Source organism: Acidovorax sp. A1169, from assembly GCF_030704685.1.
Lineage (GTDB): Bacteria > Pseudomonadota > Gammaproteobacteria > Burkholderiales > Burkholderiaceae_C > Acidovorax.
The window spans coordinates 13,820-27,673 of record NZ_JAUZDX010000010.1; the positions used below are offsets into that span (position 1 = coordinate 13,820).

At 68.3% G+C, this 13,854-nt stretch carries 10 protein-coding genes; 4 read left to right on the plus strand and 6 right to left on the minus strand.

Annotated features, from left to right (window positions below):
* Positions 1 to 3: 3 nt before the first annotated feature.
* The 3 genes from QYL93_RS16995 to mfd all read right to left on the minus strand — a co-directional run bounded on the left by QYL93_RS16995 (position 4) and on the right by mfd (position 4,221).
* Positions 4 to 366 (minus strand): RidA family protein, encoded by a 363-nt coding sequence (locus tag QYL93_RS16995; protein WP_305744732.1) that lies wholly within the window; start codon positions 364 to 366, stop codon positions 4 to 6.
* A complete protein-coding gene (locus tag QYL93_RS17000; RefSeq protein WP_305744733.1) occupies positions 363 to 503 on the minus strand; it encodes a hypothetical protein in 141 nt (46 codons plus the stop codon). The genes QYL93_RS16995 and QYL93_RS17000 overlap by 4 nt, the downstream gene beginning before the upstream one ends.
* Positions 504 to 753: 250 nt before the next feature.
* Positions 754 to 4,221, minus strand: a complete 3,468-nt coding sequence (gene mfd / locus QYL93_RS17005; protein ID WP_305744734.1) for a transcription-repair coupling factor — start codon at positions 4,219 to 4,221, stop codon at positions 754 to 756.
* Positions 4,222 to 4,466: 245 nt separating this feature from the next.
* Here mfd and QYL93_RS17010 point away from each other — a divergent pair, with 245 nt between their 5' ends.
* From QYL93_RS17010 to ispF, 3 genes are all read left to right on the plus strand, one after another.
* The gene (locus tag QYL93_RS17010; RefSeq protein WP_305744735.1) at positions 4,467 to 6,395 is read left to right on the plus strand and encodes a DUF4253 domain-containing protein; all 1,929 of its coding nucleotides are present in this window, start codon (positions 4,467 to 4,469) and stop codon (positions 6,393 to 6,395) included.
* Between the two features lie 46 nt (positions 6,396 to 6,441).
* Positions 6,442 to 7,356 (plus strand): 2-C-methyl-D-erythritol 4-phosphate cytidylyltransferase, encoded by a 915-nt coding sequence (locus QYL93_RS17015; RefSeq protein ID WP_305744736.1) that lies wholly within the window; start codon positions 6,442 to 6,444, stop codon positions 7,354 to 7,356.
* A gap of 172 nt (positions 7,357 to 7,528) precedes the next feature.
* The gene (ispF, locus tag QYL93_RS17020; RefSeq protein WP_305744737.1) at positions 7,529 to 8,008 is read left to right on the plus strand and encodes a 2-C-methyl-D-erythritol 2,4-cyclodiphosphate synthase; all 480 of its coding nucleotides are present in this window, start codon (positions 7,529 to 7,531) and stop codon (positions 8,006 to 8,008) included.
* Here ispF and QYL93_RS17025 read toward each other — a convergent pair.
* Positions 7,996 to 8,661 carry a pyridoxamine 5'-phosphate oxidase family protein gene (locus tag QYL93_RS17025; RefSeq protein ID WP_305744738.1) on the minus strand — a complete coding sequence of 222 codons (666 nt, stop codon included), beginning with the start codon at positions 8,659 to 8,661 and terminating at the stop codon, positions 7,996 to 7,998. The genes ispF and QYL93_RS17025 overlap by 13 nt on opposite strands.
* Positions 8,662 to 8,767: 106 nt before the next feature.
* On the opposite strand from QYL93_RS17025, the gene QYL93_RS17030 reads away from it, so the two are divergent.
* Positions 8,768 to 10,228, plus strand: coding sequence for a PLP-dependent aminotransferase family protein (locus QYL93_RS17030; RefSeq protein ID WP_305744739.1), 1,461 nt, complete (start codon positions 8,768 to 8,770; stop codon positions 10,226 to 10,228).
* 22 nt (positions 10,229 to 10,250) lie between these two features.
* On the opposite strand, the gene QYL93_RS17035 is transcribed toward QYL93_RS17030, so the two are convergent.
* Both QYL93_RS17035 and QYL93_RS17040 read right to left on the minus strand, forming a co-directional pair.
* Positions 10,251 to 11,441: a nitrate/nitrite transporter gene (locus QYL93_RS17035; RefSeq protein ID WP_305744740.1), complete on the minus strand. Its 1,191-nt coding sequence runs from the start codon at positions 11,439 to 11,441 to the stop codon at positions 10,251 to 10,253.
* Positions 11,442 to 12,854: 1,413 nt separating this feature from the next.
* A complete protein-coding gene (locus QYL93_RS17040; protein WP_305744741.1) occupies positions 12,855 to 13,841 on the minus strand; it encodes a tripartite tricarboxylate transporter substrate binding protein in 987 nt (328 codons plus the stop codon).
* Positions 13,842 to 13,854 lie beyond the last annotated feature (13 nt).

A 13,854-nucleotide genomic window follows, 5' to 3' on the forward strand; every position in this document is an offset into this window, starting at 1 on the left:
AGGTCAGGCAGCAGGGTCCACCACCGCGTCCACTTCCAACTCCACCCACACCCCATCGGGAAGGCTGCCCACGCCGATGGCACTGCGTGCCGGCAGTGCAAGCTGCGGGAAGCCAATGGCCAGCACGTGCGACGCGGCATCGAGCACCCGTGGGTGCGCGCCAAACCCGGGTGCCGAGCGCACGAAGCCGCGCAGGCGCACCACATGCTGCACGCGGGCGAGCTCGCCGCCGCAGGCGGTGCGAAGCGCGGCCAGGGTGCTGAGCATGGCCACCGTGGCCGCGTGGCGAGCGGGCGCCAGGTCGCGGCCTTCCTCGCAGATGCCGGCCAGGGGGTGGCCATCGATGCGGCTGGTCTGGCCGCTCACCGCGACCCAGTCTGGCCCGCCGCCTCGTGCACATGGCAGGGCGCGTAGCTGCCGCGTGGCTGGGGCGCAAGTGGCAGCACCAGGCCGGCGGTGGCCAGGCGCTCTTCGGGCGTGGTGTGCACTGCTTCGGTATTCATGCCGCGCCCCCGACTACCTCGCCGCTGAGCCAGCAGCCGGACATGGCACCCTGCGCATCGAAGCAGGGCCGCACCGCGATGGCCGAAGGGCTGCCCATGGCGTCGCCCTGGCGCACGGTGCAGACCACGGGCGCGGTTGCGCTGCCTGTTGCGATGGTGCCGGAGGCTGCCAGATGCCGGGGCAGCGGGGCTTGTCATGTCAACAACACCTTTGCAGGGATCGTGCCAGATGCGCCCGCCACACACAAATTCAGGCGGTTGCCGCCTGCGGCTGCCCCAGCGACCGCAATATGTCCCGCACCATCTGCGCGCGGTCCTTGGGGTCCTTCAGTTCGCGCTCGATGCGCAGCTTCTCGTTGCCGGCCAGCTTGATGTGCTTGTTCTTCTGGATCAGCTCGATGATGCGCATCGGGTCGATCGGCGGCTGGGGCTTGAATGTGATGTTGATGACGCCCGGAGCGGCATCCACCTTCACCACGCCGTAGGGCTGGCTCAGCACGCGCAGGCGGTGCACGTCGATGAGGGTCTGGGCCTGCGGCGGCAGCTTGCCGAAGCGGTCCACGATCTCTTCGAGCAGGCCGTCGATCTGGTCGGGCGTCTTGGCGGTGGCCAGCTTCTTGTAGAACGACAGGCGCAGGTGCACGTCGCCGCAGTAGTCATCGGGCAGCAGGGCGGGGGCGTGCAGGTTGATGTCGGTGGTCACGCTCAGCGGGGAGAGCAGGTCCGGCTCCTTGCCGGCCTTGAGCGCCTTGACGGCTTCGTTGAGCATCTCGTTGTACAGCTGAAAGCCCACCTCCAGCATGTTGCCGCTCTGGTTCTCGCCCAGCACCTCGCCGGCACCGCGGATCTCCAGGTCGTGCATGGCCAGGTAGAAGCCGCTGCCCAGTTCTTCCATCTGCTGGATGGCATCGAGGCGCTGGGCGGCGTTCTTGGTCAGGCCCTCGGTGTCGGGCACCATCAGGTAGGCGTACGCCTGGTGGTGGCTGCGGCCCACCCGGCCACGCAACTGGTGCAGCTGCGCCAGGCCGAACTTGTCGGCGCGGCTCATGATGATGGTGTTGGCCGTGGGCACGTCGATGCCGGTCTCGATGATGGTCGAGCACAGCAGGATGTTGTAGCGCTGGGCCACGAAGTCGCGCATCACGCGCTCCAGCTCGCGCTCGGGCATCTGGCCGTGGGCCACGGCGATGCGGGCCTCGGGCAGGATTTCTTCGAGCTTCTGGCGGCGGTTCTCGATGGTCTCCACCTCGTTGTGCAGAAAGTACACCTGCCCGCCGCGCTTCAATTCGCGCAGCACCGCCTCGCGGATCACGCCCGTGCCCTCATTGCGCACAAAGGTCTTGATCGCCAGGCGCCGCTGCGGCGCGGTGGCGATGACCGACAGGTCGCGCAAGCCTTCGAGCGCCATGCCCAGCGTGCGCGGGATGGGCGTTGCCGTGAGGGTGAGCACGTCCACCTCGGCGCGCAGGGCCTTCATCTGCTCCTTGTGGCGCACGCCAAAGCGGTGCTCCTCGTCGATGATCAGGAGGCCCAGGTTGTGGAACTTGGTCGATTCGCTGAGCAGCTTGTGCGTGCCCACCACGATGTCCACCGTGCCATCGCCAATGCCCTTGATGGCAGCGGAGATCTCCTTGCCCGAGCGAAAGCGCGACACCTCGGCCACCTTCACCGGCCATTTGCCGAAGCGGTCCATCAGCGTCTGGTAGTGCTGCTCGGCCAGCAGCGTGGTGGGAGCGAGAAAGGCCACCTGCTTGCCGCCCGTGACGGCCACGAAGGCCGCGCGCAGCGCCACCTCGGTCTTGCCGAAGCCCACGTCGCCGCAGACCAGGCGGTCCATGGGGCGGGGGCTGATCATGTCCTGGATCACCGCGTGGATGGCGGCGTTCTGGTCGGCCGTTTCTTCAAAGCCGAAGTCGTTGGCAAAGGTCTCGTAGTCCTGTGGGCTGTAGCGGAATGCGTGGCCTTCGCGCGCAGCGCGGCGGGCGTAGATGTTGAGCAGCTCGGCCGCGCTGTCGCGCACCTGCTCGGCGGCCTTGCGCTTGGCCTTCTCCCACTGGCCGCTGCCCAGCTTGTGCAGCGGCGCCTCGTCGGCGCTCACGCCGGTGTAGCGGCTGATGAGTTGCAGCTGGCTCACGGGCACGTAGAGCACGGCCTTGTCGGCGTACTCCAGGTGCAGAAACTCCTGCATGGCGGGCGAGCCGTCGGGGTTCTTGTTGCCCACGTCCATGTTGACCAGGCCGCGGTAGCGGCCGATGCCGTGGGCGCTGTGCACCACGGGGTCGCCCACGTTGAGCTCGGCCAAGTCCTTGATCAGCGCCTCGACGTCGCTCACCTGCTCCTGCTTCTTGCGCCGGCGCGTGGTGGGGCCGGCGGCGAAGAGCTCGGTCTCGGTCACGAAGTCGATGCCGTCCTCGATCCAGCTGAAGCCCACCGTGAGGCCTGCGGTGGCAATGCCCACCTTCTCGGTGGCATCCCCCTGAAACTCGGCCAGCGAATCAAACGCCGGCGGGCTGACCCCGCTGGCGCGCAAAAAGTCGAGCAGGCTCTCGCGCCGGCCCGCGCTCTCGGCCAGCAGCAGCACACGGTGCTGCGTGTTGCGGATATGGGCGTGCAGGCGGGCGAGTGGGTCCTCGGCCCCGCGCACCACCGACAGATCACCCAGCTTCTGGAAGTGCGGGTTGTCGGCGATGTCTTCCACCCCGGGCCGGATGGACAGCTGCGCATGCAGGTTGGCGCGGGTGTAGAACTGGTCCACCGAGAGGAACAGCGCATCGGGCGGCAGCGCCGGGCGCTCCGGGTCACCCTGCACCAGGCGGAACCGGTCCTTCGTGTCCTGCCAGAAGCGCTGGAAGGCCGGCTCCAGGTCGCCGTGCAGCACCACGGTCGCCTCGCTGCCCAGGTAGTCGAACACGGTGGCCGTGTCATCGAAGAACAGCGGCAGGTAGTATTCGATACCGGCGGTGGCCACGCCGTTGCCCATGTCCTTGTAGATGCGGCTCTTGGTCGGGTCGCCCTCGATCATCTCGCGCCAGCGGCTTCGGAACTTGGCGCGCGCGTCGTCGTCCATGGGGAACTCGCGGCCGGGCAGCAGGCGTACCTCGGGCACGGGGTACAGGCTGCGCTGGCTGTCGGGGTCGAAGGTGCGGATGCTGTCGATCTCGTTGTCGAACAGGTCCACCCGGTAGGGCACCAGCGAGCCCATGGGGAACAGGTCGATCAGCCCGCCGCGCACCGCGTATTCGCCGGGGCTCACCACCTGCGACACATGGCTGTAGCCGGCCAGCGTGAGCTGGGCCTTGAATTTGGCCTCGTCGAGCTTTTGCTTGACCTGGAAGTGGAAGGTGTAACCCGCCAGGAACGAGGGCGGCGCCAGCCGGTACAGCGCCGTGGTGGCGGGGACCAGCACCACGTCGGCCTCACCCTGGCTGATGCGCCACAGCGTGGCCAGCCGTTCGCTGATCAAATCCTGGTGCGGCGAGAAGGTGTCGTAGGGCAGCGTCTCCCAGTCCGGGAACAGCGCGCAGCGCAGCGTGGGCGCAAAGAACGCCATCTCTTCGATGAGGCGCTGCGCATCGGTGGCGTCGGCCGTGACGATGGCGGTGGTGCGGCCCCCTGCCTTGTCACGTTCGGCCAGGCGGGCCAGCAGCAGGGAATCGGCACTGCCCACGGGGCGGGGCAGGGTGAAACGTTTACCGGGGGAGAGTTTGGGCAGTTCCATGCGGACGGTACGGGTCGTCTGGGCCACCGCATCCCCAGGGGCGCGAGACGCGCACGGGCTGGATGGGGGGCAACAGACCATTTTAGGTGGTGGAACGCATCTTTGCTGGGGCGTACAGGCTGTGACAAGTGCCCAGGCGCCGCGTGGCCCGCGCTGACCGTCGTCCATTTCCGCCCATTCGTCGGGCCATGCCTACGTCCACAGCCCTGTGTCCCTACACTCGCGCGCCAAAAGGAGGAATCGCCTTGATCCCGCTGACCACTCGACATTTGAACGACCAGCGCCTTGACGATGCCCTGGACGAACTGCTCGCCAACGCCCGGCTTGCCGCCGTGGCCGGCCATGCGCCCGAGGCACTGGCCGCGCTGGGCCTGTTGCTGCAGCGAGAGGGGGCATGGCGCCTGCCGGCCCACGGCGCGCTGGTCGCGCAGGTGCAGCGGCTGTTGCCCTCCGTGGCGCTGCTGGCCGGGCAAGGCTGCCCTGCCGTGGGGGAGCAGGAGGCGATGGATTGTGACCAACAGGCCGACTGGGCCGGGCAGCAGGCCGGGCCACTGCTGCAGTCCCTGGCCCTGCCGGGCCGCCTGCAGCTGGCGCCTGCGGGCGAAGGCTGGTCGCCCGCCTTCCTCGCCACCCTGGCGCAGCGCCAGGGCGCGGCCGGCGACCCGCGGCCGCACTTGGCCTTTGGTGCGTTCTGCATGGATGCCGAGCTGGTGCTCAAGGCCCGCATTGCGCAGCACTTCGGCGCGTCGAATGCCCTGTTAGCCGACGTGCCCCGAGCCGATGACCTGATCGCGCTGGGCCTGCCCGAAGACGAGGTGGCCGCCATGCTGGCGCAGCTGCAGTCGGCCGGCCACATCGACGTGGCGCCTGCGGCCGAGGCCACGGACACCCTGGCCATTGCGCGCGCCATGGCCGGCTACCTGCGCGCCACGGGCTTTGCCGGTGGCTACCTGGTGCACAACATCTGGCAGGCCAGTTGGCTGCTGCTGGCGGGGCAGGGGCGTGGCGATGATGCCACCGAGGTCGCCGCCGCCTGGCTGGCCCACGATGCGCCGGCCGCTGCCACGGGGTTGCTCGATCTGGCCGTGGTGCCTGCCGCCGGCAAGCTGCTGCGCACGGGCCGCCTGGAGCCGGCGGTGGGTGTGGATGCGCGGGCGGTGGCCGAATGGCGGGCGGCTCTGGTCACGCGGGCGGCATCTACGCCTGCGCCTGAGCAGCCAGCGGCGGTGCCGCCAGCCACTCCCACGGAGTCGCGCGAAGCCTGGCTCGCCCGGCTGCAGGGCACGCCCCTGGCGGCGCTGGACTGGCTGGCGCTGCCGGTGCCTGGCCATGGCGGCGCGGCCAGTGGCGAAGTCGCCTGGGCGGCCCAGGTGCCTGTGTCAGAACGCGAGGCCCTGTGGCTGGCGGCGCGGGCGCTGGTGGAGCGGGGCAGTGGCCGCTGGCCCGTGGTGACCACGCTGTGGTCCGGCGCCGCTGAGGCACCCGGGCCCGAAGCCCTGGCCGATGACCTTTTCATGCGCTTCCCCTACGAGCAGGGTGCCGCACGCGACGATGTGTCGCCCCGGTCCTTCATCGCCACTGCGCGCGGCATCGGCGCCGACGAGGTGCTGGCCGAGCTGGCAGAAAGCTTCTACCCCCTGGACGAAGAGGACCAACTGGGCGTCTGGCGCGGCGAACTCGCTGCGGCCGGCGTGGCCGAAGAGGCCTGCGCCGGCTTCGACGCCGCGTGGGCCGAATGCGCTGGGGACCGGCTGCGCTTCGAGCACTGGCTGGCTGCCATCGAAGAGGCACAGGGTGCTGCTGACCCCGAGCGCGGTCGTCAGGAGCGCTTCGATCCTGACAACGCCTGGCTGGTGCTGCTGCCCACACCCCACAGCGAAGAAGCCCTGGCCTACCTGCACTGGTACGGCATGGAGCGCGGCCGTGCCGACGGCTTCATCGCGCTGCTGCGCCGCTGGCGCGAGCAGCATGGCGCCGAACTGTGGGCGCACTACGGCACCATGCTCGAATTCACGGTGCGCCAGCCGCCGCAGGACTTCGACAGCGCCCTGGCGCTGGCCAGAGAGCATGACCTGGCAGCGCCCTGCACCCTCGCCCTGCCCGGCATCGCCTTGCGCCACCATGCGTTGGGGCTGCTGGACTACGGCACCTGGTTCCTGCACGAGAGACCTTGACACATTGGCGGGCGGGAGGCGCCAAGCCTCCTAAAATGGCCCCCTCATGACCATCGACCCGCTGCTGCAACCCTCGCTCACCGCTTCGCATGCCCCCACGTCTGTGCAGGGGCGTTTCTGGGCGCTGGTGCCGTGCGCGGGCACGGGCTCGCGCGCGGTGGCGGCGCCCCCGGCTGCACCGGCGGGCTCCACCATCTCGGCGTTCGGCGCGCTGGCCGGGGCAGCGGGCGAGCCCCTGGCACCCACGCCGCCACAGTTGCCCAAGCAGTACCACCTGGTGGCGGGCCACCCCATGGTCATGCACACCCTGGCCGCATTCGCGGGGGTGGGGCGCCTGGCGGGCACGCTGGTGGCCGTGGCGCCGGGCGACCGGTATCTGGACGCGCACGACCACCCCTCGTACTTCGTGGTGGAATGCGGCGGCCCCACGCGCGCGGCCACGGTGCAGGGCGGGATCAAGGCCCTGCAGGAGCGCGGCGCCCAGCGCGATGACTGGGTGCTGGTGCACGATGCGGCGCGCTGCCTGGTCACGGCCGAGCAGATCGACCGCCTCATCGACGTGTGCGCGCAGGACAGCGTGGGCGGCCTGCTGGCCCACCAGTTGGCCGACACGCTCAAGACCTCCATCGACGGACCCGGCGGCGTGCGCGTGGCCTCCACCGTGGACCGCAGCAACAAATGGCTGGCGCAGACGCCGCAGATGTTCCGCATCGGCCCGCTGCTGGACGCGCTGGCCCGGGTGGGCACCAACGTGACCGACGAGGCCAGCGCCATGGAGGCCATGGGCCTGCACCCGCGCCTGGTGCCCGGCGGCGCGCAGAACTTCAAGGTGACCTACCCCGACGACTTCGCGCTGGCCGAGGCCGTGCTGGCCCAGCGCGGCTACGGCACCACGCTGGCGCGCTTTGGCGGCGAGCGCGGCCAGGGCGCCACCGAGACGGGGCGCAAGACGATTTTTTAAGAGCGGCTAACAAAACTCTTCTGGCGTCGTTGCTGCGTCTTGTCGTACTACCTGTACTGCCTGCGACGCAGCGCCTAGCCAGAACCGCTTCGCTGAGTTTTGTTATCCGCTCTAAGACCGCGCAAGCGGATGTATGACTTCGCGCCCCGTGTGGGCGCGTGGAAAGGAACGCATGAATTTCAGAATTGGGGAAGGTTGGGATACCCATGCGCTGGTGCCGGGGCGCCCGCTAGTGATTGGCGGGGTGACCATTCCCCACACCATGGGCCTGCTCGGCCATTCCGATGCCGACGTGCTGCTGCATGCCATCACCGACGCTATCCTGGGCGCGGCGGGCCTGGGCGACATCGGCACGCATTTCCCCGATACGGACGCCCAGTTCCGCGGTGCCGACTCGGCCGTGCTGCTGGCCGAGGCCGCGCGCCGCGTGCGCGCCGCGGGCTACACCATCGGCAATGTGGACAGCACCGTGGTGGCCCAGGCCCCGCGCCTGGCGGCCCACATCCCCGGCATGCGCGAATGCATTGCCAAGGCGCTCGATGTCGCGCCCGACCAGGTCAACGTGAAGGCCAAGACGGCCGAGCGCCTGGGGCCCGTGGGGCAGGGGCTGGCGATGGAGGCGCGGGCGGCTGCGCTGATCTACAAGGCCTGAGTTTCCGCAGCCCAGGCTGCCACATAGCCTGGCGTAGCAGCCGTGTTCAGTCGGTCTGCCACGGGCGTGCCGCGCACCTGCACCAGCGGCAGCACACCGGTCCACACCGGGTGCTGCATGTCCTCGGCATCGTCCACCGGCGGGCCGCTGCGCACCTTGCACGCGGCTTCATCGAGCGCGATGCGCATCACGGTGGTGGCCGCAAACTCCTTGTCGTTGCCGGCGCGCACCTCGGCCTGGCGGCCCACGGCCAGGTGGTCCATGAGGGCGGTCAGCGATGCGTGCTTGTCGGCCACGGGCTCGAAGCGGCCATACACCATGGCCGAGCGGTAGTTCATCGAATGGTTGAAGGCCGAGCGTGCCAGCACCAGGCCGTCGAGGTGGGTGATGGTCACGCAGGCCTGAATTCCCTTGCCCAGCCACTTGATCAGGCGCCCGCCGTTGGAGCCGTGGATGTACAGGTGCCCGCCCTCGCGCCAGCAGGCCGTGGGGATGCAGTGCGTGCCCTTGTCGTCGGCAAACGCCACGTGGCACAGGTAGGCGGCGTCGATGATGGCGTGCAGCGTGGCGCGGTCGTAGGCGGCGTTCTCGGCCACGCGGCGCACGCGGGTGCGATCGGTCGGGGGCAGGGCGGTGGCTGGGGTGTCGTTCACGGGTCGTTTTTCCGGTGGAGAGTTGGTGAGGAAGCGAAATCTAAGGCCTTTGTGGTGCCAGAATAAGACCCACAACACCACTATTTTTTAGGGCCACAGAAGCGCCATGGAGTTCCAGCTGCTGTTCACCGCCTTCCAGGCGCAACCGGCGCACGCCCGCTGGCCGCAGCAGCGCCAGTTGCACGAGTGCCTGCGCCAGGGCATCCGCAGCGGCACACTGGCCAGCGGTGCGCGCCTGCCCGCCAGCCGCGCGCTGGCGGCGGAGCTGGGTGTGGCGCGCAACAGCGTGCTCTATGCCTACGAGCAGTTGGCGAGCGAGGGCTTCCTCGTCGCCAGCCGGCGCGGCAGCGTGGTGGCGGCCCTGGCCGGGCGGCTGGCGGTTGCTGAGCCCCGGCTGAACGCACCTGCACCACGGGCCAGCCTGTCGCGGCGCGCGCAGAATATGCCGGCGCTGCCCGGCTCGGAGACCGCAGCCGCGTTTGCACCCGGCGTGCCTGCGCTCGGGGACTTTCCGGTGCTGCGCTGGCGGCGCATGCTTGACCGGGCCTGGGCCTCGCTCACACCTGCGCAGCTCAACTATGCCGATCCGGCGGGCGAGCCCGCGCTGCGCGAGGCCATTGCCGCACACCTGCGCGTGGCGCGCGGCGCGCTGGTCGATGCCGCCCAGGTGTTCATCACCGACGGCACGCAAAGCAGCCTGGACCTGTGCGCCCGTGCGTTCGCCGATGCGGGCGACAAGGTGTGGCTAGAGAACCCCGGCTACCAGGGCGCGGTGGCGGCGTTTCGCGCAGCGCAGCTCAAGACCATCGGCATCGTGGTGGATGCCGAGGGCATGGCCCCCACGGCGGGCGACTGGCTGCGCCAGCGGCCCCGGCTGATCTACACCACGCCCTCGCACCAGTACCCGGTGGGCAGCGTGCTGAGCCTGGCGCGGCGCCTGGCGCTGATCGACGGGGCGCGCCAGGCCGGGGCCCTCGTCGTCGAGGACGACTACGACAGCGAGTTTCGCCACGACGGCCCGCCGCTGGCCTGCATGCAGGGCCTGGCAGTCGATGCGCCCGTCGTCTACCTGGGCACCTTCAGCAAGACGCTTTTTCCGGCGCTGCGCATGGGCTTCATGGTGGTGCCCACGGCGCTGGCGCCCGCCCTGTCCGAGATGCTGGCCCGGGCCGCACCTCGCGGCCGCACGGCCGAGCAGCTGGCGCTGGCCGAGTTCATCACCAGCGGTCAGTTCAGCCTGCACCTGCGGCGCATGCGCCGCTTGTACCGACAGCGCCGCGATGCGCTGGTGGCCGCGCTCGCACGGCACCTGGGCGATGTGGCTATCGTGCACGGCGGCTCCGCAGGCATGCACCTGGCGCTGCGCCTGCACGACGTTGCAGTGGACGATGTGGCGCTGAGCGCGCGGCTGCTGGATCAGCACGGCATCATGGCCCCGGCGCTCAGCCTGCACGCCGTGGGCCTGCGCGCCCAGCCCTGGCGCGGCTTTCTGCTGGGCTATGCGCAGGTGCCGGTGGAGGCCATGGGGCCGCTGGTCAAAAAACTGGCGGGCGTGGTGCGGCGCTGAGCCGCTGCCATCCTGGAGAGGTTCAGGGGCGCTGGATCAGCGGAGACATCGGCAGAAGCCGGAACGCCAACGAAGCCAGCGCCAACCAGGCCGCAATGGCCAGGCACACCACCTGGTAAGGCTCGATGCCCCGCGCCCCGGCCCAGCCGCCCACCACGCCGGTCAGCGACTGCATCAGGGCCACGCCCAAAAACATGGACATGGTGTACAGAGACAGTGCCCGCCCGGTCATCTCGGGCGGATAGGATGCGCGTGCGTCGCTGTACTGCAGCACGCCATAGCCGGACAACAGCCCCATGAGAAAGATCAGCGCCACGGCGGCGACCTCGTGGTGCAGAAATGCAAGCACCGCAAAAAGGCTGGCCATCAGCAGCGAGGCATTGCCAATCCAGGCGCGGCGCCGGTGTATGCCCGGGTCCATGCGCCCGAACGCGGCCGGGGTGAAGACCGCGATCAACGAAAGCGCCAGCGCCACATTGCCGCTGTCCAGCAGCGAGAAGTCGAACCGTTCGGTCAGCAAGGGCCCCAGCCACAGGCCGCGCAGCGTGAGGAACGCGGCATAGCACGACATGCCCAGCACCACGATGCCCCAGGTGTGGGGAACGGTGAGCAGCTCGGCAAAGCGCGCCAGCGACTGCCCCCAGCTTTCCTGCGGGGTGGGCGGTGCGTCAGGGACCGCGGGCTCGCGCACCAGCGCGAAAATCAGCATCCACGACAGCGCACTCAGTATGGCGAGCAGGCCGAACCCCGTGCGCCATCCCCAGTGCTGCACCACCCAGGCCAGCGGCGTGCCAGTGAATATCAGCCCCAAACTGCCTACACCCATGCTCACGCCCGAGTAAAAGGCAAAACGCTCGACCGCGAAATACCGTGCAATGAACAGGGTGCAGGCCACAAACGCCGGTGAGTAGCCGACCCCGATCAGCACCTGCCCGGCCATCAGCCAGCCATAGCTGGGCGCCAGCGCCGACAAGGCGGCCCCGGCGATACCCAGCGGCGCGGCCGCGAGCACCGTGCGGCGTAGGCCGTAGCGGTCCAGTGCGATGCCCATGAGCAGCTGCGCGACGCCGAACGACAGGCCGAACAGCCCGGCAAACGCGCCCAGCGACGAGGCCCCCAGGCCAAAGTCCGCCTGCAGCCCCAGGGCCACGATGGAGGCGGTGGTGCGGTAGGCCTGGCTGAGCGCGAAGCCCGACAGCAGGACCAGCAGCATCAGCCAGAGGGGTTGTGTGCGTGGTGATGGATGGGGCGTGGGAGAGGAAGGCTGCGGTGGCATGCAGGGGATTGTGCAGTGCGCAGGCTTGGGGCGCGGGAGGGTAGGCAGGGCGCCGTTGATGATGGCCCGGGGCGGCTTTGTTGCGCGGGCTGCACGCATCGTTCAAGTTCCAGTGCAGCTAGCCCAGCCTCGTCAGGCTTACCGTCTATCCAATTCGATTTCGATAGGGCTGCAGCCAACATGACGGCAGCCAGTCAAGAGCCGGCATTCAGCCTCGCTCTTAGGAGGCAACATGGACGAAGAACTTCTCCCAAAAAATTGACGCTGCCCTCGCAGAAATTCGCCCGATGGCTGCGTCTTTTTGTGTGCGTGACCACCTGGCAACCTTGTTCTGAGTGACCTCATGTAGTTTCCCATCCAACTCTGTTCCCGATGTTTTCCCACGCACTACGGAGAATGCTCGGGTTGTCGGGATGAATTGTGATGAGGGAGAGTAAGTGATCGGAGGTGAACACTGTTCTGCCTCCATTCACTAGATAAACGACCTCAACGCAATCTTCTGTAGGCATGAATGGCGGCACTGAAAGTGGAGTGATTTGATGCCCCAGCTGCCTAAGCTCGGCGAGGAAATATTCGACACATTCACGCCACTCATGGTTGTCGTAAGATTCTCCCCATTCGTAAGAAAGCCAAAGTGCACCCGGATCGTGGGCTACCGCGCCAAGTGGATAGAGCCTGTACATCAGCTACGCCTCAGGTTGAAGGTAAGCGGTGTGCCGCAGGGAGATCAGCTGGAGCGATGGATTAAGCATTGGCAGGTCCTGGTTGGAGCTTGCCTTCCGAATTCGAGCGCCTTGGATACTTCATGACTACCTTCTTTTAGCCGCACTCCATGGTAGCAATGGGCTGGATTGGGCCCTGAACGGACATTCACAAGCAGGAAATTGGCGGCGACAGAAGCAATGGAGTGAGCTGCCCTTTTCTCACCCGGTGCCCAAGACCCTGGGCGCGGTCAGCGTTAGCCTCTGGAACCCATTGCTGAGTTGGCCTGCCATTCTGTCGCGTCGAAATTTTACAGTTGGACCGACTCAGCCAATGGCCGCTTAGGCCGATACGCTTCCAGCCCAACGCCGCGATGTGGATGCGCTGATTGAACGCGTCGTCCGACCGCACCTGCAGCCTGGCGCGCTGCAGTTCCTCTGCGAGGGGTTGGCCCATGCACAGTCCCTCGGTGCGCGCGGGTGCCGGTGACGATCACAGAGCCGCAGTTAAAAACTGGCGGGCATGGTGCGGGGCCCCATCGGAACCCCGCACAGCCCGCCATCGCGACCAAGGCACCACCAAAGCCACCAGGAGAGTGCAGTGCCTTGCGCAACAGAAACGGTCCGCGGCCTCGCCGCCGCGCTGCCGTCACTCCATCGTGATTTTCGATGTGGTCACGATGTCGCGGTACAGCGCGGCCTGCGGCTTGATGAAGGCCTTGAACTCGGGCCCGCCCAGCGGCGCCACGGTGATGCCTGCGTCCTGCAGCTTCTGGCGCAGCTCAGGCTGGGCCAGCGTGTCCTTCAGGGCCTTGTCGTACGCGGCCACCGTGGCGGCAGGCGTGCCGGCTTTCATGAAGAGCCCTTGCCACAGCGGCAGCGCCATGCCGGTGAAACCGTCTTCCTCGCCGATGCGCTTCACGTCGGGCAACTGGGGCACGCGCACCGTGTCGGACACCGACAGCGCCCGGATCTTGCCGTCCTTGAGGAAGGGCATGGCGGTGGAGAGCACCAGCATGGCACTGTCCACCTGGCCGCCCACCAGGTCGTTGGTGATGTGCGTGCCGCCGCGGTAGGGCACGTGCAGCATGGACACCTGGGCCTGCTTGTTGATCAGCGCGCCGTACAGGTGCTGCATGGTGCCGATGCCGGGCGTGGCGAAGTTGATGCTGTCCTTGCCGCCCTTGCGCAGCGCCCCGATCAGGTCAGCCAGGCTGGTGTACGGCGCGGCCTTGGGCACGGCAAAAATCATGGGCACCGTGCTCATGCGGCCCACGGGCACCAGGTCGTTCTCCCAGTCGAGCTTGACCTTGGGGTTGACCATGGGCACCACCACGGTGTCGGTGCCGCCCATGTAGATCAAGCTGCCGTCGGTGGGGCCGTTGAGCACGCGCTGCGCGGCCAGCATGCCGCTGGCGCCCGCCACGTTCTCGACGATGACGGTGCGTGACAGTCGCTTGCCCAGCTCTGCGCCCACGATGCGCGCCACCAGGTCGGCGCTGCCGCCGGCCGAGTAGCCCACGATGAGCGAGATAGGCTTGTTGCTGCTGTCGCCCTGGGCGTGTGCCGCCATGCCGGGGGCCAGCGCGCCCGCTGCGATGGCTGTGGCCTGGTTCAGGAGTTGTCTGCGTTGCATGGCATGCCTCCTG

Excerpts from the sequence above, each read along its gene's own strand:
- QYL93_RS17000 (WP_305744733.1), bottom strand. The coding sequence starts at position 503 with ATGAATACCGAAGCAGTGCACACCACGCCCGAAGAGCGCCTGGCCACC.
- mfd (WP_305744734.1), bottom strand. The coding sequence starts at position 4,221 with ATGGAACTGCCCAAACTCTCCCCCGGTAAACGTTTCACCCTGCCCCGC.
- QYL93_RS17015 (WP_305744736.1), top strand. The coding sequence starts at position 6,442 with ATGACCATCGACCCGCTGCTGCAACCCTCGCTCACCGCTTCGCATGCC.
- ispF (WP_305744737.1), top strand. The coding sequence starts at position 7,529 with ATGAATTTCAGAATTGGGGAAGGTTGGGATACCCATGCGCTGGTGCCG.
- QYL93_RS17030 (WP_305744739.1), top strand. The coding sequence starts at position 8,768 with ATGGAGTTCCAGCTGCTGTTCACCGCCTTCCAGGCGCAACCGGCGCAC.
- QYL93_RS17035 (WP_305744740.1), bottom strand. The coding sequence starts at position 11,441 with ATGCTGCTGGTCCTGCTGTCGGGCTTCGCGCTCAGCCAGGCCTACCGC.
- QYL93_RS17040 (WP_305744741.1), bottom strand. The coding sequence starts at position 13,841 with ATGCAACGCAGACAACTCCTGAACCAGGCCACAGCCATCGCAGCGGGC.